Genomic DNA, 20,408 nt, shown 5'->3' on the forward strand with positions numbered 1-20,408 from the left:
ACAGCGGTTCGGGGTACGGTCGTCCGGCTTACTCGCCCAGCGCCTTGTCGACGACCTGCTCGGCCTCGGCAAGCACCTTGTCGAGCGCCTCGGGGGACTCGAACGACTCCGCGTACACCTTGTAGATGTTCTCGGTGCCGGACGGGCGGGCGGCGAACCAGTTGTCCTTGGTGGTGACCTTCAGGCCGCCGATCTTGGCGTGGTTGCCCGGCGCCTCGGTCATCTTGGCGGTGATGTCCTCGCCGGCCAGCTGCGTGGCGGTCACGTCGTCGCCGGTCAGGGAGGCGAACTTGGCCTTCTGCTCAAGCGTGGTCGGCGTGTCGACGCGCTTGTACCAGGACTCGCCGAAGCGGGCGACCTGCTCCTTGTGGAGCTCGGCCGGGTTCTTGCCGGTCTTGGCGGTGATCTCGGCGGCCAGCAGGTCGGGGATCAGGCCGTCCTTGTCGGTGGTCCACACGCGGCCGTCCTTGCGCAGGAAGCTCATGCCGGAGCTCTCCTCGCCACCGAACGCGACCTCGCCGCTGAACAGCGGGTCGACGAACCACTTGAAGCCGACCGGCACTTCGATGACCTTCGCGTTGATCGACGCGGCCACGCGGTCGATCAGGGACGAGCTCACGAGCGTCTTGCCGACGGCCGCGCCGGCCGGCCAATCCGGACGGTTGCCGCCGAACAGGTACTCGACGCACACGGCGATGTAATGGTTCGGGTTCATGACGCCCCAGTTCGGGCAGACGATGCCGTGGCGGTCGGCGTCTGGATCGGTGCCGCCGACGAGGTCGTACTTGTCCCAGGCGCCGCCGTTGAGCTCGTCGACGAGGCCCTTCATCGCGTACGGGGAGGACGGATCCATGCGGATCTTGCCGTCGTGGTCGATGGTCATGAAACGCCAGGTTGGGTCGACTTCGGGGCGCACGACGCCGATGTTCAGGCCGTACTTCTCGTTGATGAGCGGCCAGTAGTTGACGGACGCGCCGCCGAGCGGGTCGATGCCCAGACGCACGCCGGAGTTGCGGATCACGTCGAAGTCGATCACGTTGCCGAGGTCGGCGACGTAGTGCTCGCGGAAGTCGAAGCCCTCGACGTACTCGGACTTGACGGCCTCCTCGTACGGCACGCGCTTGATGTTCTTGTAGTCGCCGAGCAGCTCGTTGGCGCGCGCGGCGATCGCATTGGTGACGTCGGCCGGGGCCGGGCCGCCGGTGACCGGGTCGTACTTGAAGCCGCCGTCGGTGGGCGGGTTGTGCGACGGGGTGACGACGATGCCGTCGGCGAGGCCGTCGCCGGTGAAGCGCTGCGTGCCGTCGGCCGCGCGGTTGTGCGTCAGGATCGCCTGCGAGACGACCGGGGTCGGCACGAAGTCGTCGCGAGAGTCGATGCGCACGTGCACGCCGTTGGCGACGAGCACCTCGATGGCGGTCTTCTTGGCCGGGCCGGACAGCGCGTGGGTGTCGGAGCCGAGGTACAGCGGGCCGTTGACGCCGGCCTTCTTGCGGTATTCGGCGATGGCCTGGGTGATGGCTACGATGTGGGCCTCGTTGAACGAGGTCTTCAGGGACGATCCGCGGTGGCCGGAGGTGCCGAAGATGACACGCTGCTCGGGAACGGACGGGTCGGGGACGAGGTCATAGTACTTGCCGATAACCTCATCGACGTTGATCAGATCAGCTGGGGTGGCGGGCATGCCCGCATTGTTTGCTACCATAAGTCCTATTGTGCCACGGTTTGTTCCGGTCATCGTTGACCGTTGTGTTAATTTTTGTCATATTTTGTGCGATGGTGTGTCGTTGGTGTCGGAAGATGGCTGTCGAGCGCACCCGCATATGCGTTTTTGATGACGGATTTCAATCAAGCGTCAAGACACACCGAGGATTGCGTTTTTATCGACGTCAGATATATATTGACTCATGAACTTCTACTTTTGCAGGGTTGCAAGTCACCATAGACGCAAGACCTGAGACGTTGCCATGCGCATAGCCATATGCGCGGACGATGTCTCGGGTCTTTTTTGTTGTCGGGTAGCTCTGCGAGGGCGGAGAGCATACCGGAGAAAAACAACATATCCAAGGAAGGAAAGAAGATGGCCGATTCCACTGCTTCGCAGATCATCGAAGCCATTGGCGGCTCGGGCAACGTCAAAAGCCTGACCCACTGCGCGACGCGTCTGCGTTTCGAGCTCGTCGATGCGGGCAAGGTTGACCAGCATCGCCTCGAGACCATGAAGGGCGTGCTCGGCGCGGTCCCGCAGTCCGGCGACCGCTACCAGGTCGTCATCGGCGGCGCCGTCGCCTCCATGTACGAGGAGATCATGCACCTGCCCGAGATGGCGAACGTCGGCACCGCGAAGAAGATGACCGACGCCGAGGTCAAGGCCGCCGAACGCGCGAAGGCGCGCGGCAAGGTCGCCTGGCTCGACTCGTTCTTCGAGTACCTGGCCGACTCGTTCCGCCCGATCCTGGGCGTCCTGCTCGGCGCGTCCATCATCATCGCGCTCGTCAACCTGTTCATCTCGCTCGGCGTCATCGCCGGCGACGAGGACAACACCTCCCTGATGTTCATCAAGGCGATCTGGAAGGGCGTGTTCTACTTCCTGCCGATCATGGTCGCCTACAACGCCTCCAAGAAGCTGAAGGTCGACCCGTGGCTCGGCGGCTCCATCATGGCCATGCTCATGACCCCGCAGTTTGCCGCGCTGTCCGACACCAAGACGTGGGGCGACGCCGTCCAGTGCGTCGAGAACACCACGCTGGGCACCACCGACTGCACCGCCACCGTGTTCGGCCTGCCGATGCAGCTGTCCGACTACTCCGGCAACGTGTTCGTGCCGCTCATGATGGCGGCCGTGCTCGCGCTCGTCTACCACGGTCTCAAGAAGATCATCCCCGACAGCGTCCAGCTCGTGTTCGTGCCGTTCTTCTCCATGATCATCGTCGGCGTCCTCACCGCCTTCATCATCGGCCCGCTGGGCGTGTGGGTCGGCAACGGCCTCGGCGTCGTCCTCGCTTGGATGAACGGCCACGCTCCGTTCGTCTTCGCCATCGCGATCCCGCTGCTCTACCCGTTCCTCGTGCCGCTGGGCCTGCACTGGCCGCTCAACGCCCTCATGCTCATGAACATCCAGTCCCTCGGCTACGACTTCATCCAGGGCCCGATGGGCGTGTGGAACTTCGCCTGCTTCGGCGCGACCGCCGGCGTGCTGTTCCTCTCCATCCGTGACCACGACAAGGAAATGCGCCAGACCTCCATCGGCGCCCTCGCCGCCGGCCTGCTTGGTGGCGTCTCCGAGCCGTCCCTCTACGGCATCCACCTGCGTTACAAGCTGGTCTACAAGCGCATGCTCATCGGCTGCGGCACCGGCGGTGTCGTGATCGCCGTCCTCGGCTGGCTGTTCCCGTCCGTCGTCGCCTCCGGCGATACCGTGCGTGGCGTGACCACTACCGCCTTCGCCTTCACCTCGCTGCTCACCATCCCGGTGTTCAACCAGATGTGGGTGTACGGCATCTCCATCGCCGTCGCGTTCGCCGTCTCCATGTTCCTGATCGTCACCCTCGACTACCGCACCCCGGAGCAGAAGGCCGAAGTGCTGGCCCGCGTCGCCCAGGAAGAGGAGGATCGCAAGCTCGAGGCTCAGGCCGCCGCCGCTCCGGCTCCGGCCGCTGAAGCCGCTCCGGCCCCGGCCGCTGCTGCCGCCGAAGCCCCGGCCGAACCGGCCGAGCCGACCAAGGAAGTCGTCTCCCCGTGTGCCGGCCACGTCATCACCCTCGAGGAGACCGGCGACGCGGTGTTCGCGTCCAAGGCCCTCGGCGAAGGCGTCGCGGTCGTGCCGACCGAATCGCAGATCAAGGCCCCGGTTTCGGGTACACTGAAGACTGTGGCCAAGACCGGCCATGCGTACGGCATCAAGACCGATGACGGCGTCGAGGTCCTGGTCCACATCGGTATTGACACCGTGCAGATGAACGGCGACGGCTTCACCGTGGCCGTCTCCAAGGGTCAGCGCGTGAACGCTGGCGACCTGCTGGCCACCGTCGATTTCGACAAGGTCAAGGCCGCCGGTTACTCCACCGCCACCATCATCGCCGTGACCAATACCAAGAAGATGGCTTCGGTCACCCCGCTCGCGGGCAAGGATGTCACGACTGGCGATCCGGTGATCGAGGTCGAACACTGACGTCGAGCGATGGGGTGCCATGGAGATACTTCGGGTATTCAACAACAACGTCGTCCTCGCGAAGGATGACGATGGGGGAGAAGTGATCCTTACCGGCCGTGGCCTGGGATTCCAGGCCCGGCCGGGGCACCCTGTCGATACCGCCAAAGTCGTCCGCAAGTTCGTTCCGGCCGACGGCCGCGACCCCGACCACCTTGCGCAGATGCTGTCGGACATTCCGCCCGAGATCATCCGCATCGTGGTCGACGCCATGCGCGAGGCCGGACTCAGCGAACAGGACATCGCCAGCACGACGCTGGTCATGGCACTGGCCGATCACGTGGCCGGTGCCATTTCGCGCGTCACGCAAGGTATCAAGGTCGTCTATCCGTTGCTCGGCGAAGTGCGCAACCTCTATCCGCAGGAATACGCGCGCGGCTGTGCGCTGCTGACCGCGATCAACAAGCGGCTCGGATCGATGCAGCTGCCCGAAGGCGAGGAGACGGCGCTCGCGCTGCACCTCGTCAACGCCGGGTTCCTGACCGGCGACCTGTCCTATACATATACGATGACCGGCGTGATCCAGCAGATGCTCGACATCATCGCGCAGACCTACGGCATCACGCTCGATCAGGGATCGGTCAGCGTTGGACGGTTCATCACCCACCTGCGCTACCTGTTCGTCCGCATCCACCAGCACAAGCAGCTGGACAGCGAACCCGAGCCGATCGTCAACGCGATCCGCGAATCCTATCCGGAAGCGCTGCACTGCGCGATGACGATCGCCTCAGTGCTGGAACTGCGACTCGGCGCCGACATCAGCGACGACGAGATCGCCTACCTGACGCTGCACGTCGCACGCGTCACCAACCAGCTGAAACGTTAGACTTCCCCGGCTGTGCCTCCGGCAATCGTCGACGGCACGGCCGGGAACGAATATCTGTCAACATAACCAAACAAGTGAAAGGAAACCATCATGATCACCCGTACCGCAGTCATCGGAGCCTCCGTCGGTCTTCATGCCCGTCCGGCCGCCCTGTTCGCGCAGGCCGTCGACGACAAGGGCATCGACGTCACTCTGTCCTTCGACGGCGAAGAGGCGGATGCCGCCAGCGCCCTCGAGATCATGACCCTCGGCGTCAAGGGCGGCGACACCGTCACCCTGACCTGCGAGGAGGATGGCCCGGAAGCTGAAGCCGCGATGGACGAGCTCGCCGAGATGCTGACCCGCGATCTCGACGCCGAGTGAGTCGTCCGATCCGATAGGCTGACATTCCAGACTTTCCATACATAGGAGCACCGCATATGGCAAGTGAACACAAGATTCTGCATGGTATCGGCGTGTGCGCCGGCACGGCATCCGGCCCGCTGGCCCTCGTGCGCGAGGCGCCGGGCGTGGACGAGCACGAGCCCGCCTGCACCGATCCGGCCGCCGATACCGAGCGCGTCAAGGCCGCGATGGAAGCGGTCGTGGCCAGCCTCAAGGCCCGCGCCGAGAAGACCACGTCCGACAAGTCCCGCGCCGTGCTGGAGGCAACCGCCCAGCTCGCCGGCGACCGCGGTCTGGCCAAGGCCATCACCAAGCGCCTCAAGGCCGGCGACGGCGTGACCCACGCCGTGTACAACGCGGTCGAAGGCTATGCCGAAATGCTCAAGAAGCTCGGCGGCTACATGGCCGAGCGCGTCACCGATCTGCACGACGTGCGCAACCGCACGATCTGCGAATTGCGCGGCCTGCCCGCGCCGGGCGTGCCGGACATCACCACTCCGGTCGTGCTCGTCGCCCGTGACCTTGCCCCGGCCGAAACCGCCACGCTGAATCCGGAGACCGTGCTCGGCGTCATCACCGAGGAAGGCGGCCCGACCAGCCATACCGCCATCCTCGCCGCCCAGCTCGGCATTCCGGCGGCCGTCAAGGTCTCCGGCGTGCTTGAATCCGTGGCCGAAGGCGACACCATCGCCCTCGACGGCGGCGTCGGCGAGATCATCGTCTCCCCGACCGAGGAAGAAGCCGGCCAGCTGGCCGAACGCTCCCGTCGCCGTGCCGCGGCCCTCGCCGGTTCCAGCGGCGAAGGCAGCACCCGCGACGGCTTCAAGGTCAAGCTGCTCGCCAACATCGGTACGGTGGCCGATGCCGAAGCCGCAGCGAAGTTCGACCTCGAAGGCTCCGGCCTGTTCCGCACCGAGTTCCTGTTCCTCGGCCGCGAAACCGCTCCGACCCTCGAAGAGCAGACCGACACCTACACCAAGGTGCTCCAGGCGTTCGGCGACCGCCGCGTCGTCGTGCGTACGCTCGACGCCGGCGCCGACAAGCCGCTCGCCTTCGCCAACCTCGGCGAGGAGGAGAACCCAGCCCTCGGCGTGCGTGGTCTGCGTCTGAGCCAGCGCCGCGAAGACCTGCTCGACACCCAGCTGCAGGCGCTCGCCAACGCCTACGAGGCCACCCACGGCGATCTGTGGGTCATGGCCCCGATGGTCGCCACCGTGGAGGAAGCCGAATGGTTCGCCAACAAGGTGCGCGCGCTCGGCCTGCCGAAGGTCGGCGTGATGATCGAGGTGCCCGCCGCCGCGATCCGCTCCGCGCAGGTGCTGTCCGTCGTGGACTTCGCCTCGCTCGGCACCAACGACCTCGCGCAGTACACGATGGCCGCCGACCGACTCAAGGGTGAACTGGCCAACCTGCTCACCCCGTGGCAGCCGGCCGTGCTCAACATGATCAAGGCCGCGTGCGACGGTGGCAAGGCCACCGGCAAGTACGTGGGCGTGTGCGGCGAGGCCGGCGGCGATCCGCTGCTGGCGCTCGTGCTCGCCGGCCTTGGCGTGCAGTCGCTGTCGATGGCCCCGAAGAAGGTCAACGCCGTGCGTGCCGCCCTGCGTCTGCACGACATGTCGACCTGCCAGCAGATGGCCGCCTACGCGGTCGACGCGCGTACCGCCGCCGACGCCCGCGCCGCGGTGATCGCCCTGGCCGACCCGATGCTGCTCGATCTGCTCTGATCGAGTGAGTCTCGTCTGATCCGGTAGGTTGTTCGCCTATCTTGTACCTGCCGGATCGTCTTCCTTTATGCGTGTGCCCTCGCCTCCGAATCCGGAAGCGGGGGCACACGCATATCCGGGATATTGGCGGGACGGGCGGGATCGCGCTTTGTGATGCTGTGTTTATTTGCGACACTTACGTGCCGCGTACCCCAACCCGCCCGGCCTGCGCCGGGCACCCTCCCCTAAGAGGGGAGGGAAAGGGGCAAACCCTCAGAGGAGTCTATTCGGCTGATCGTCGCGGCGGCGACACGTTTCCCTCCCCTCTTAGGGGAGGGTGTCAGCGAAGCTGACGGGTGGGGGTACCGCGGCGAAGCCGCCAATAACGCAGTATCGCGCGAAAGCGCGATACCATCGTCAGCCGCTGACAGCTGACGACTAGTCCCTGATCGACGGAATGATGCCGGTCGCGGAGAAGTCCGGGTCGACCTCCGGCACGCGCACGCACAGCGCCCTGCGCTCCACGTCGAAGCGCAGATGCTGCGTGGGCGGCAGCATGTCGCCGTCGACCTGCGCCGGCACCGGCTTCTCCAGCGTGATCTCGGCGCTGACGCCTTGGATGTTGTCGATCGACGAGCTGACCGACAATGGGCTGGAACCGGACTTGCCGGTGATCGTCTGATGCACCACGTCGCCGAACAGGTTCGCCCATCCGATGATGCCGCCCGACGTGTCGATGATCTCGAAATCAAGGATGCCGTCGTCGTACAGCGCGTCCGGCATCAGTGAGAACATCGGGATCTGACCGCAGTTGCCGGCCATGAACGTGCGGAACTGCAGCCCGCGGATCGTGTGCGAGCTACCGTCGGCGCTGCGGATCGTCACCGCGCCGCGGAACTTCGGGATGAACAGGTTCTTCACGCCCGACACGAAATACGCCAGCCAGCTGATGTTTTTCTTGAGTTCGGGATCGGTGTCGTCGATCATCACCGCGTCGAAGCCGATGCCGGCGACGATCAGGAACGCATGCCCGTGATCGGTGTTCGGGTCGTCAAGCAATGTAAGCCGTCCCACGTCGACGTGCCGCGAGCCGTGCGAGGTCGCCACCGACAGCGCCGCGTCGATATCGTCCACCGGAATGCCCATATTGCGGGCGAACAGGTTGCCCGTGCCGATCGGGATGATGCCCATCGCGTGACCGGTGCCCGCGACCGCGCTCGCCACCGTGCGCACCGTGCCGTCGCCGCCGACCGCGACCACCACGTCCGCGCCGTGGGCCAGCGCCTCCTTCGCGCACGCACGGCCGTCCTTGTCAAGCTGCGTTTCGATGAACTCGACTTCCTTCAGCCCCTTCTCCTTGCAGAACTGCTTGATGTGCCGCTTGCGTTCCTTCGCCTGCGGTTTCGACGGGTTGACGATGAACGCGTAATGCACCTGGTCGTCGTCGCGCTGGTCGATGCGCTCGGCGAGCCGACGTTTGCGGTAGGCGCGGACCGCGAACAGCGCGGCCGCGGCGATGGCGGCGATGCCGAGAAGGACTGCGATGATGATGACGACTGTAGGCATGGTTTCCATTGTGGCGTCCCGGGCGGAACAATCCGGCCGCAACACGGCGAAAATCGACGATTCCTGCACGATCGCCATAGTGCGGTCGGAGCATGCCTCTGCGACGGGGGGCGTGTCCGGTCGGCATGACGCCCGATACACTGGAATGTATTGTCCCGAGACATGCGTCAACTATCCTTCGCGAAGCGGGTGGAGGGGATTGCGGCGGCGCGGGCGAAAGTCGAGCGGGTGCTTGCCTTGGACGATGAGCTCTTCGCGTTCCTCCGGTCCCGCGCCTTCCGCGGTTCCCTATAGTCGATCGTCGCAGATGATTTCCTTCATGCAATGCGTCGCCGGCTGGATATTTGAGCTGCAACGCGCTGTTCTATTTGTTATATTTGTTCTATTTCGATGAGCTTGTATGGCTTGTTATCGTTGCGATATCAACGATAACAAGCCATACAAGCTGAGTTGATGGGTTTGTTCTATAGATTTTCTATTTGTTCTATAAGCGGTATAGTGGGGATATGTCGAGCAACCGGCGCTGCGAAGGGGGCATCATGGCGTTTCCCGCGAATCCGTTCAAACCCACGGCCGGCGTCATGCCGCCGGTGCTGATCGGCCGAGAATCCATCGGATTGGATTTTTCCGAAGGGCTGGATGATGGGCCAGGTGCGCCTGACCGGTTGATGTTGGTCACAGGGCCGCGAGGCAGCGGCAAAACCGTGATGCTTACGGAGCTGGGGCTGATCGCCGCCCGTCGACATTGGATGGTGGTCGACGAAACGGCGTCCGAAGGCTTGACGGAGCGACTCATCGCACGTATCGCCCCGGAATCGAGTCGCATCGCCGGAGTAAGCATCAAGCCATCGTTGATGGGTGCCAGCTTGGGAGAGGTGAATATCGCGCCGGCGTTGCGCCCTTCCACGCTGCGCGATGCCATGACTGCGCGTCTTCGTTCCTTGGGCAAGGGCAAGGGGCTGCTCATCACCGTCGACGAAACCCAGGATGCATCCATGGAGGACATGACCGCCATCGCGACCGCCGCCCAGCATATGCTGCGAGACAACGCCGAGGTGGCATTCGTATTCGCCGGATTGCCCTCCCTCGTATCCGATCTGCTCAATGCCAAGGTGCTGACCTTCCTGCGTCGTGCCTCGATCAAAGAACTTGGCGACGTACCGATGAACGAAGTGCGGGATGCATTCGCCTCCACGATTCGCGGCGCCGGACTGTCGATCACGGACGAAGCATTGGATCTTGCCGCGCAAAGCACAGGCGGATATCCGTACATGATCCAGCTGGTCGGATACAACATGTGGCGCATGGCACGACGCCGCGCCGACGGGTTGGGACTCTCCATCTCATTGGATGACGTACAGGCCGGTGTGGAACAGGCGCGGGCGAAACTGGGGGAGGGCGTGTGCGCTCCCGTGATCAAGCAGCTCTCCGACCGGGCTCTCGATTACGTGATGGCCATGGCACGGGATGACGGGCCATCATCGACTTCGGACATAGCCGCGCGTATGGGCGAAAGCATGGACTACGCCAACATCTACCGGCAACGGCTGATCGAAGACCATATCATCACGTCTCCGGCACGAGGACTTGTCGATTTCGCCATACCGTTTCTGCGCGAGTATCTGAGGGCCTCGCATCGTTCGGATTAGCGGCCGCATTTCCGACATGACGCATGCAATGTCGGCCGCACACGACGACCATCCGAACATCAGCGAACAAGCGGCGCCCGCCACCGTGCGCGAACTGTTCCACATCATCATCTGGACCGGGTACCATCTGACCGTCGCCTACGATAAAGTACCTGTCTGCGCGAGAAAGCCACCGCTTTCCTGCGCAGCCTGGACAATAACATTGTGCGCACTCGCGTGTCGGCTTACGGCGGTAGGCTTGGGCCTATGCTTGATATTCAATTCATCCGTGAACATGCCGACGTGGTCAAGGAATCGCAGCGCAAGCGCGGCGAATCCGTCGAACTCGTCGATGAGGTGCTCCAGTCCGACGAGACGCGTCGTGCCGCCCTCAAGGAATTCGAGGCCGCCCGCGCCCAGCAGAAGGAGATCGGCAAGAAGGTCGCCGCCGCGCCGGCCGACGAGAAGGCCGCGCTGATCGCGCAGACCAAGGAACTCGCCGCCAAGGTCGCCGAGTACAAGGCCACCGCGGATTCCGCCGCCGAGGAATACACCACCGCCATGTGGAAGCTGTCCAACATCGTCGAGCCGGAAGCTCCGGAAGGCGGCGAGGACGACTACGTGGTCGTCAAGAAGGTCGGCCAGATCCGCGACTTCGCGGCCGAAGGCTTCGAACCGAAGGATCACCTGACCCTCGGCACCGAGGTCGCCGGCATCGACATGCGCCGCGGCGTCAAGGTCGGTGGCTCCCGCTTCTACTTCCTGCGCGGCGCGGTCGCCCGCATGCAGATCGCCATGCTCACCATGGCCGTCGACCAGGCCGAGCAGCACGGCTTCGTACTCGCCATCACCCCGACGCTCGTGCGCCCCGAGGTCATGCGCGGCACCGGCTTCCTCAACTCCCACGCCGACGAGATCTACCGCCTGCGCGAGCCCGACGACCAGTACCTCGTCGGCACGTCCGAAGTGGCGCTCGCCGGCATGCACGAGAACGAGATCCTTGATCTTGGCAACGGCCCGCTGCGCTACTGCGGCTGGTCGTCCTGCTACCGCCGCGAGGCCGGCGCCGCCGGCAAGGACACCTCCGGCATCATCCGCGTGCACCAGTTCGACAAGGTCGAAATGTTCGTGTACGCGAAGCAGGAGGACTCCTACGCCGAGCACCAGCACCTGCTCGAGATGGAGCAGGAGATGCTCGCCAAGGTCGAGGTGCCGTACCGCATCATCGACACCGCCGCCGGCGATCTCGGCTCCTCCGCCGCCCGCAAGTTCGACTGCGAGGCGTGGGTGCCGACCCAGGGCCGCTACCGCGAGCTGACCTCCACCTCGAACTGCACCGAGTACCAGGCCCGCCGCCTCAACATCCGCGAGCGTACCGAGGACGGTTCGACCCGCCCGGTGTCGACTCTGAACGGCACGTTGGCCACCACCCGCTGGCTTGTCGCGATCCTCGAGAACCACCAGCAGAAGGACGGCTCCATCGAGATCCCGAAGGCCATGCGTCCGTACATGGGCGGCAAGGAAGTCATCGAGCCGACCAAATGGGAGGCGTGACGGCGTCACGCCTGCACCGTGAGGGCTTTTCGTCCCCGCATGTATAATTGAACATCGTGCGCATCCGCGACTTCGTCGCGCGGCGCGCGTAAGGACAGATGTCTGAGCGGTCTAAAGAGACGGTCTTGAAAACCGTTGGAGCGCAAGCTCCCGCGAGTTCGAATCTCGCTCTGTCCGCGGCAAGAAGGGTTCCGGGGTGCTTCCCCGGAACCCTTCGTCATATCGAAAGCCTATCGGGCTATCGGGCGTCAGCGCTCGATGCCGTATTCCGCGTACATGTAGGCGTCGTACTGGTTGTCGCCGGAGTGGTGCGCGTCGCTGTGGTGCATGTCGTGATGAATGGCGTGTGCTTGCATGATCGTTCCTTTGTCTAACCTCTATTTCATGTCACCATATGGTTTGCCACATCAGCATTTCCGGATGATGTGGCGAAAGCCACGAACAGGTGAATTCGTTCCGGCGCGAAGCTGAACATATGATGGTCGGCCGTTGCGAGCTAGTTTGTTTTAGCTTGCAGAACGCTCTTGCGGGCGTTCGCTCCAAGTCTTATGTCACTTGCGTGGCTGCTTGGTTCACGTTTCATCGGGGTCTGCCTTCCATCCTGGCGGGTGGCTGGTCTTGCGTCCCCTCCGCGTGCGTTTAACGTCTCCGGGGCACTCCCGGCGACTTGGATGTTGATGGCCGCGTTCAGGTCACGGTCGATGGTCAGACCGCAGCTTTCGCAGTGGTAGGTTCGCGCGTTGAGGGAGAGCTTGGTTTTCACGCTCCCGCAGTTCGAGCAGAGTTTCGAGCTGGGATGCCAACGGTCGATGACATGCAGCCTCGCGCCCGTGCGGACGGTCTTGTATTCGAGTTGCCGGCGGAATTCCGCGAATGACGCGTCCTCAATGGCTTTGGCGAGGTGATGGTTTTTGACCATGCCGGCCACGTTCAGGTCTTCGATGCAGATGTCCGAGTACGTGGACGCGAGCATCGTGGTGAGCTTGTGCAGCAGGTCGCGGCGCTGCCCGGCGACATGGGCGTGGAGGCGCGCGACCCGCTCGCGCGCCTTGCGGCGGCGGTTCGAACCGCTGGTTTTGCGGCTCAACGCCTTCTGCATACGTTTCAACCGGCGTTCGTTGGATGCAAGCGTATGCGGATTCGGGATGACGGTGCCATTCGAGAGCGTGGCAAGCGTTTTGACGCCCAAGTCGATGCCGACCGTTCCGCCTGTCGGCATCCGGCCTAATGTCATGTCCGGCCGCTCCACGGTCAGTGACGCGTGCCAGCGGCCCGCATGTCGGCTGACGGTCATGCGCAGCACTCTCGCGTTGCCGACCCGTTCCGCGACGTTCTCCATGCAATGCACGCGTCCGATTCGAGGCAGCTTCAACGCTTTCGGGTCGCCGTCGATGAGACCGAACGAGCCGGTCGTGTACGCGAAACGCGGGGCCGCCTTGTCCTTGGACTTGAATCTCGGGAAACCGACCTTGCGTCCCTTGCGCCGTCCCTTCCGGCTTTTCGACCAGTTCGACAACGCGTCCGACAATGCTTCGAGCCCGCTGTTATACGATTCCTTGCTGTTCTCCCGCCACCACGGCACGCCATCGGCATCGACCGCCAGAGTATCCTTGCTCGCGTTCCACCAGCGGCGCAACGCGTACAAAGACCATGCCGGCTTCTCCTTGGCTTCAAGCATCTCCCTGACGTGAGCCAGCCCGGCATTGAACGCGAACCGCGCCGCACCCGCATGGGACAGCAGCAACCGTTCCTGAGATGGCGTCGCATCCAACGCGACCTTGACGGCCTCAAGCATTCTCCACCGCCTCCAACGCCGCCCGCGCCTTGTTTTTCGCGGCGCGACGCCCGTACAGTCTCGCGCAGAACGAGGTCAACACCTCGGTCATGTCACGTACCAGATCATCGTCCAATTCCGTATCGTCCACGACGATGAGACGACGTCCCTGCGCCTTCAACGCGGACTCGACCAGCCCCGCGTTCATACGAGCCAGACGGTCACGATGCTCCACGATGATCGTGCCCACGCTCGGGTCGGCAAGAACACGGTTGAGCTTGCGACGCCTGTCGTTCATGCCCGAACCGGTCTCCATGACCACCTGAATGTCCGATGCGCCGAGACTGATGGCGAACGCCTTCAACCGGTCCGCCTGACGTTGCAAATCCGCTTTCTGATCGGCCGACGACACGCGCGCATAACACACGGTACGGGAACCCGCGACGAGCGTATCGGATTTTTCGTATTTCGGGTCATGAATAAGCCACACGCCCCCGGAACGCTCGAACGGCACGGGCATACGATTCTCACGACACCACTTCCACACTGTCTGCTCGTTCAACCCCTCACGAACAGCCCACTCCTTAACACGCATGAATAAACCATAACACAGTCAAACAAGGTAAAACAAGTCAAAAACACAACAGCTCACAACCCCCACGCGCACGATCGCGGTCCTCGATGGGTCCGCTCCGGCCGGCGCCGTGTGCCGCGAACCCGTCCGTCTCGTGAAGAGGCCGGTCGTCGCCGGGACCCCGCGCGCATACGCTGGAGGCATGAGCGAAATTACCGAAACGGCCGCCGACATGCCGTTCACCGACGTGATCTTCGACTACTGCGACGTGCTGCTGGACTGGAGGCCGCGCCTCGCGTTGGACGGCCTGTACCCGGACGCGGAATTGGACGGGTTCTTCGACCGTGACGCCGAATACGGGTTCTGGCATTACGACGTGCTATCCGATCTGGGGTGGAGCGAGAAGCGGATCATCGCCGACTATGCGGCGCATCACCATGCCGATGCCATGGACGCGGGCTATCCGGTGCAGGTGTTCCGCGACTATTTCGACCGTCAGCAACTCGCCCTGTACGACATGATCGACGGCATGCCGACCCTGTTGCACGATCTGGATGCCGTCGGGGTGCGGCTGTGGGGGCTGACGAACTTCACCGCTAAGTTCGTGCACGCGGCGCACGCCAAGTTCCCATGGCTGGGACTGTTACAAGACACGGTCGTCTCGTCCGAGGAGCGGATCCACAAGCCCGACCCCGAGATCTACCGTCGTGCCATCGTCCGGTTCGGCGTCGATCCGGCGACCACCGCGTTCGTGGACGACAAGGCCCGCAACGCCGATGCCGCCACCGCCGTCGGCCTCGACGGCATCCGGTTCCTCGACGCGGGACAGGTGCGGGAACGTCTGTTGCGGATGGCCGGAACCGAATCATGATCGATTGACGAGGACTCAGTTGCGGTCGTTTCCGGGCAAAAAACGACCGTGACCAAGCCAGGACGGCGGAACACGGACTCAGTTCTGGTCTTGTATGGCCGAAAAACGACCGTGACTGAGTCGGCATGCCGGAACAGGGACCCAGACAGGGTCGGACCGGGGCCGGAACCTCGTTTACACGATGCGGCGGTCGGCGGCCCAACGGGTCAGCTCGGTGCGGTTGGACAGCTGAAGTTTGCGCAGCACCGAACTGACATGGGTTTCGACCGTCTTGATCGAGATGAACAGCTCCGCCGCCACTTCCTTGTACGTGTAGCCTCGCGCGATCAGCCGCATGACCTCCTGTTCGCGGGCGGACAGCCGATCCAGCTCCTCGTCATGGCCGCCGGCGGCACCGGCCCCGCCAAGCCCGTCGCCACCGACCGGCACGCCCTGGAATGCCGACAGCACGAATCCGGCCAGCTTCGGAGAGAATACCGCGTACCCTTCATGCACCTGGCGAATCGAATTGATGAGATCCTCGCCGGTGATCGTCTTGGTCACATAGCCGCGGGCACCCGCGCGGATCACCGATCCGACGTCCTGCGGCGAATCGGACACCGACAGCGCGAGGAACGCGGAATGCGGCGAATAGGCGAGCGACTTGGCGAGGATCTCCGCGCCGCCACCGCCTTCGCCTCCCGGCACATGCACGTCGAGCAGCACCACATCCGGCTTGGTCGCGGCGATCATCGCCACCGAACCCTCCACGTCCGGCGCCTGCCCGACGATCGTGAAATACGGCTGCAGCGTCGCGATCACGCCCGCCCGGAACATCTCATGGTCGTCCACTACGGCCACGCGAATCGGCGCGGCGTCCTGTCTCCGCTCTTCCATCGTTTGTCCTTACCCTTCCCGAAATCCTGTCGAACCGTTCGCCGATCCCGCGGCGTGCGGCTCACTCGCTCGCATGCGTGCCGGTGCCGCCGCCATGCGGATCGCCCGCGATCGGCATGTGCATGCGCACTTCCGTGCCCCAGCCCGGCCTCGACACGATTTCCACCGTACCACCGCGCCGCCGCACGCGTCCGATGATCGATTCACGGATGCCGAGCCGGCCTTCGGGAATCGTATTGACGTCGAATCCGTCGCCGTGGTCGCGCACGAACACCTCGACCTTGGACGGTCCGGCCTCGCAGTATACGGAAACCGGCTCGCCGCCGTGCGTGACCGCGTTGACCAGCGCCTGACCGGTCGCGTCGAGCAGCGCGTCGGTCTGCGCGCTCGGCCGCGCGTCGCCCACCGTCACCACTTCGATCGGCTTGCCATGCTCGTCCTCGACGCGAGCGGCGATGTCCTTGATGCCTGCGCTCACCGACCGGTCGGTGGTGGTGCGTTCCTGATACAGCCATTCGCGCAGCTCGCGTTCCTGCTGCCTGGCGAGTGCGAACACGGTCGCGGGTTCCTCGCTGTGCAGCTGGATCAGCGCCAACGTCTGCAGGACGCCGTCATGCAGATGCGCGGTCATGTCGGCGCGTTCCTCCTCACGTTCCTTCAGCGCGCGTTCGGTGCCCAGATCGCGGATCAGCGAACTGATCCACGGCACGATCGCGAAACACACTGCGACCAGCAGCAGAAAGCCCGCAAGAATGATCTGCCTCGGTGACGCGCCCCACCCGGGGACCGCCGCATTCATCACGAACACCGCATACGCCACGAACAGCAGTGTCACACTGCCCAGCATCGACCACAACTGGCCGCCGTCCTTCGCGTTGTACTGCAGCCACGCCGCGCCGATGCCGGCCAACGCGAGCAGTACCGGCAGGATCAGTCTCGATTCGACGCCGCCGAGCGACAACAGCACGGCGACGGCGATGCTGCCCATGCCGGCCAACGCGACCAACGCCGGTTTGGGTGCGCGGCGCAACGCCTCGCCGAGGCTTTCGGACGTGCCGTGGTCGGGTGACGGACCGGAAGCGGCGTTGCCTCGTGACAACGGCGACTGCGCGACGGTCCGGGTCTGCGCGGCCGCCGCGGCGACCGGGTCTCCGACCGGCACGAACAGCCACAGAAACAGATATGCGGCGGCCCCGGCTCCGAAGAAGCACGTCGAGACGAGGAATACAAGCCGTACCAGCCATACGGGAATGCCCAGATGCAGGGCCACGCCGCGGCACACGCCGCACAGCATGCGGCCGCGCTTCGGTCGCATGAGCGGCAGCCGATCGGGACGCGGCGGGCGGACGGCGCGCGGCGTCCCATACGGCGGGCGGTTGTCATATGGCGATCTCGGGGACGATGCCGATGCGTATGGTGGCGCATATGATCGCGCGTACGCCCCATGCGGCGACGTCTGAGGGGAATGCTCGGGCTGGGTCATGCTTCCATTGTGCCGCCTGACGGGGAACGTACGGGGTCGCATACGTCATGTTCAGGGGAGAATCAGGGTGTTCCCCGATCCGATTCGCGTGGTCGGACTGCTGTAATGGAACCATGAGCAATTCGTATGGTCCCTATGCTCCGCAGGATGGCGGAGCCAGTCAGTACACGTCCGGTCCGCAACCCGGCGCGCAACCAGGTCCGCAACCCGGCAATCCGTACGACCCATCCTCGTACCCGTACAATGCGTATCCGCACGACGCCAAGCCCCGTGATGTGAACGGCGCTTGCGCGAAGTTCTTCGGCTGGATACGGCGCAGCGGCATCATCCGATCCGACGACCGGTGGGTCGGTGGCGTATGCGGCGGTCTGGCCCGGTATTTCAACATCAGTCCGGTATTGATGCGGGCGATCATGGTCGCGGCCATGCTATGCGGCGGGTTCGGCGCGGCGCTGTACGCGTTCGCGTGGTTCCTGTTGCCGGACGAACGGGACGGTGGCATGCTGTGCGAACGCCTGATCGCCGGTGACTGGGACTGGGCCTGCCTCGGCGTGGGTCTGTGCTTCGTGATCGGCGTCGGACTGCCCGGAGCCGGAATAATCGCGACGGCCACCGCCGCGTTCGTGCTGTGGCTGATCGTCGAACGTGAACTGCGCCGACAGCGCGGGTACGGTGCGGGCAGGCCGAATTCCGGCAATCCCGGTGGTTTCACGGGAAACATCGGGATTGGAGATCCCCGTACCGGGTGTCCGAACGACAGCGGATCCGGTGATGCCCGCTCGTACGGTCAATCGGGCACCTATTCAAACGTGCCTCCGTATCAGGCCGCATCGGCCGGCGCGACACCGGCGTCGCCGGCTGGAGCGTACCCGTTCGCATCCCCGGCGTCCGGTCCGTCCCCGGCGCCGTCCGGCAGTCCGTTCGTCGCGGCGGGTAGTGCCGATGCCGTGCCGGACGGTCCCGCCGTGCCAATGACCTCCCCCTACCGCGCGCCGCAACCCAAGCCGGTTCCGATACGCGCCCGTCGCAAGCCCGCCGGACCGCTCGTAGTCGCCGCGGTCATCGGACTGGCCTGCATTTTCGCGGCCATCGCACTGTACCTGACGAACGACTACACGCTCACCTCGCTCATTCGATCGGCGACCCTGTGGATCGGCGCGACCTGCGTGCTTGTCGGCCTGGTCATCCTCGTGCTCGGCATTCGCGGTCGCCGCGCGGGCGGACTCGTGCCGCTCGCCTGGCTCGCCGGCATCACCGCCCTGTGCGTGCTCACCGTCAACCTGAGCTACGGCTACATCGCGTCGCACTACGCCGACGCCTACCGGTCGTACGAAACCGTCTCCGTCCACGGATACGTCGACTACGACGGTTCGATCGCATACTCCGCGAACGACCTGCTCGACGGCGACAGCGCACAGTTCAAGCATCTGAGCGACGGCGTCGTCTTCGACGGCTCCGACTACGACAACGATCTCGCGCACATCGACCTGTCCGGCTACGCGAGGCGCCCTGCGCATGCCGCCAAACTGCACAACGGCACCACCGTGCGCACGAACTGTCCGAGCGGCACCATCCATCTCGCGGCCTTGCAGACGCGTGTGGTCATCACGCTGCCCACCGGCTGCCCGTTCGCGTTCGGCAACGACGACCTGTCCACGTTCGGCGGCAACGCGTACGGCGGACGGTATGCGGCGCTGGTCGGCACGCAGTCGGACGGCATCAACCTGGGGAGCTCCACGTTCGCGCAGCAGTCGTATCTCGACAGTGACGATTCGCGTGACGGTGCCATCCGCGGCCGGTCCGCAACCGATGGCCTGACCCGCGCGAACGGGGCGGACGCGCCGGCATGGCTGCGCGACTACGACTATTACCCGGCCGACGGCACGGAACTGTTCATCGACGTGAAGTATCTGCTGAGCGGGCGCGTGTTCGTGCGATATCCGGATCGGACCGTGGGTGACAACGCCGATCTGTTCGGCGCGAAAGCGGCCGCCCAGGACCGGGATGACGATTGATTCGAGTACGTGAAGGAGCGATGATGACGAACGATCAGGACGACAAGACGATGCCGCTGACCACGCCGCTGCCGACGGTTGCCGGACCGGCCGACGGGGAGACTCCTGCGCCGACGGCCGTGCTGCCGGAAGTCTCCGACGACAAGATCACGGTGCTTCCGGTCGACGATCAGGAACCTGCCACGATGGTGCTGACCACGGCCGCCGACACGTCGAACACGATGGTGATGGACGCGGTTGACGGCGATGCCGCGCCGCACTCGGACGATCCGTTGCATCTGCGCGATGTCGCGGATATCGAGCCGACCGAGTCGATCGAGCCGGCCGATCCGACCGGGACGGTTGAGCCGACTAAGCCGATTCGGGCAACGGCGCCTCTGCCGATGAGCGCAACCGATACGTCATCGACGATTCCGTTGTACACCGCGGTCCGCTCGCCGCAATCCGACCCGTTCGCCACCGATGAACGGAATACTCCGGCGACGGGGGCGTCCGAAGCGGTCGACGCGTCCGGAACGGTCGACTCGGCCGCTTCCGCTGCCGGCGCGGCGTTTGGCGCCGGTCCGAGCGGCGCGGCGGATACGGGACACCCGCAGCCGCCGACAGCCGGCCAGTCCTACGCGCCGACGCCGGGTGGTCCGATACCGCCGATCACGACGCCGGCCGGGTCCGCGGCACAACCGGAGATCATCCGCAAAACCGGACCGAGCGCCGCGACGATCATGCTGGGCGTATGTGTGCTGGTGCTGGGAGTGATCAGCACATTGCTCGGCATGTATTTCCCGCTGGGCTGGATCCTCCAGTCATGGACGCTTGACCCGCGCATCACCGCGGCGATCGGATTCGCGGCGATCGGCGGCATTCTCGTGCTTGTCGCGGTGATCTGGTCGATCGCCTCCATGATCTCCTCCCGCAAACGGCCGGCGCCGGAAGACAAGTAA

Annotated in this window: 15 protein-coding genes and 1 tRNA gene; 10 read left to right on the plus strand and 6 right to left on the minus strand. The window is 64.5% G+C overall.

All coding sequences use genetic code 11. The features are described from left to right. Positions 1 to 28 precede the first annotated feature (28 nt). Positions 29 to 1,705, minus strand: a complete 1,677-nt coding sequence (gene pgm, locus GFD25_RS06640) for a phosphoglucomutase (alpha-D-glucose-1,6-bisphosphate-dependent) (RefSeq protein WP_163231180.1) — start codon at positions 1,703 to 1,705, stop codon at positions 29 to 31. A gap of 375 nt (positions 1,706 to 2,080) precedes the next feature. Between pgm and GFD25_RS06645 the strand changes: the two genes are divergently transcribed. The 4 genes from GFD25_RS06645 to ptsP all read left to right on the plus strand — a co-directional run bounded on the left by GFD25_RS06645 (position 2,081) and on the right by ptsP (position 7,147). Continuing rightward, the gene (locus GFD25_RS06645) at positions 2,081 to 4,171 is read left to right on the plus strand and encodes a glucose PTS transporter subunit IIA (RefSeq protein ID WP_163231182.1); all 2,091 of its coding nucleotides are present in this window, start codon (positions 2,081 to 2,083) and stop codon (positions 4,169 to 4,171) included. Between the two features lie 19 nt (positions 4,172 to 4,190). Further along, a complete protein-coding gene (locus tag GFD25_RS06650) occupies positions 4,191 to 5,036 on the plus strand; it encodes a PRD domain-containing protein (RefSeq protein ID WP_163231184.1) in 846 nt (281 codons plus the stop codon). A 90-nt stretch (positions 5,037 to 5,126) separates the two neighbouring features. Beyond that, entirely contained in the window at positions 5,127 to 5,399 is a 273-nt protein-coding gene (locus GFD25_RS06655; protein WP_163231186.1) for an HPr family phosphocarrier protein, read from the plus strand. A 56-nt stretch (positions 5,400 to 5,455) separates the two neighbouring features. Next, the gene (ptsP, locus tag GFD25_RS06660) at positions 5,456 to 7,147 is read left to right on the plus strand and encodes a phosphoenolpyruvate--protein phosphotransferase (RefSeq protein WP_163231188.1); all 1,692 of its coding nucleotides are present in this window, start codon (positions 5,456 to 5,458) and stop codon (positions 7,145 to 7,147) included. A 417-nt stretch (positions 7,148 to 7,564) separates the two neighbouring features. Here the strand turns inward: ptsP and GFD25_RS06665 are convergent, their stop codons facing one another. Further along, positions 7,565 to 8,692 (minus strand): diacylglycerol/lipid kinase family protein, encoded by a 1,128-nt coding sequence (locus tag GFD25_RS06665; RefSeq protein ID WP_204314808.1) that lies wholly within the window; start codon positions 8,690 to 8,692, stop codon positions 7,565 to 7,567. Between the two features lie 506 nt (positions 8,693 to 9,198). Between GFD25_RS06665 and GFD25_RS06670 the strand changes: the two genes are divergently transcribed. The 3 genes from GFD25_RS06670 to GFD25_RS06680 all read left to right on the plus strand — a co-directional run bounded on the left by GFD25_RS06670 (position 9,199) and on the right by GFD25_RS06680 (position 12,051). After that, positions 9,199 to 10,341 carry an ATP-binding protein gene (locus GFD25_RS06670; RefSeq protein ID WP_239512451.1) on the plus strand — a complete coding sequence of 381 codons (1,143 nt, stop codon included), beginning with the start codon at positions 9,199 to 9,201 and terminating at the stop codon, positions 10,339 to 10,341. A gap of 246 nt (positions 10,342 to 10,587) precedes the next feature. Beyond that, positions 10,588 to 11,874 carry a serine--tRNA ligase gene (gene serS, locus GFD25_RS06675; RefSeq protein WP_163231192.1) on the plus strand — a complete coding sequence of 429 codons (1,287 nt, stop codon included), beginning with the start codon at positions 10,588 to 10,590 and terminating at the stop codon, positions 11,872 to 11,874. Between the two features lie 92 nt (positions 11,875 to 11,966). Beyond that, a tRNA-Ser gene (locus GFD25_RS06680) sits at positions 11,967 to 12,051 on the plus strand. A gap of 319 nt (positions 12,052 to 12,370) precedes the next feature. Here the strand turns inward: GFD25_RS06680 and tnpB are convergent. Both tnpB and GFD25_RS06690 read right to left on the minus strand, forming a co-directional pair. Next, entirely contained in the window at positions 12,371 to 13,669 is a 1,299-nt protein-coding gene (tnpB, locus tag GFD25_RS06685; protein WP_163231194.1) for an IS607 family element RNA-guided endonuclease TnpB, read from the minus strand. Then, complete coding sequence (locus tag GFD25_RS06690; RefSeq protein WP_163231196.1) at positions 13,662 to 14,243, minus strand: IS607 family transposase; 582 nt, start codon at positions 14,241 to 14,243, stop codon at positions 13,662 to 13,664. The genes tnpB and GFD25_RS06690 overlap by 8 nt, the downstream gene beginning before the upstream one ends. 181 nt (positions 14,244 to 14,424) lie before the next feature. On the opposite strand from GFD25_RS06690, the gene GFD25_RS06695 reads away from it, so the two are divergent. Then, the gene (locus GFD25_RS06695) at positions 14,425 to 15,093 is read left to right on the plus strand and encodes an HAD-IA family hydrolase (RefSeq protein WP_239512452.1); all 669 of its coding nucleotides are present in this window, start codon (positions 14,425 to 14,427) and stop codon (positions 15,091 to 15,093) included. Positions 15,094 to 15,267: 174 nt separating this feature from the next. On the opposite strand, the gene GFD25_RS06700 is transcribed toward GFD25_RS06695, so the two are convergent. Both GFD25_RS06700 and GFD25_RS06705 read right to left on the minus strand, forming a co-directional pair. Continuing rightward, entirely contained in the window at positions 15,268 to 15,969 is a 702-nt protein-coding gene (locus GFD25_RS06700; protein ID WP_163231198.1) for a LuxR C-terminal-related transcriptional regulator, read from the minus strand. 61 nt (positions 15,970 to 16,030) lie between these two features. Continuing rightward, complete coding sequence (locus tag GFD25_RS06705; RefSeq protein ID WP_163231200.1) at positions 16,031 to 17,284, minus strand: ATP-binding protein; 1,254 nt, start codon at positions 17,282 to 17,284, stop codon at positions 16,031 to 16,033. 281 nt (positions 17,285 to 17,565) lie between these two features. Here GFD25_RS06705 and GFD25_RS06710 point away from each other — a divergent pair, with 281 nt between their 5' ends. Next, the gene (locus tag GFD25_RS06710; RefSeq protein ID WP_163231202.1) at positions 17,566 to 19,467 is read left to right on the plus strand and encodes a PspC domain-containing protein; all 1,902 of its coding nucleotides are present in this window, start codon (positions 17,566 to 17,568) and stop codon (positions 19,465 to 19,467) included. 23 nt (positions 19,468 to 19,490) lie between these two features. Continuing rightward, a complete protein-coding gene (locus GFD25_RS06715; protein WP_163231204.1) occupies positions 19,491 to 20,408 on the plus strand; it encodes a hypothetical protein in 918 nt (305 codons plus the stop codon).

Source organism: Bifidobacterium aerophilum, from assembly GCF_010667685.1.
In the GTDB taxonomy this organism is placed as follows: domain Bacteria; phylum Actinomycetota; class Actinomycetes; order Actinomycetales; family Bifidobacteriaceae; genus Bifidobacterium; species Bifidobacterium aerophilum.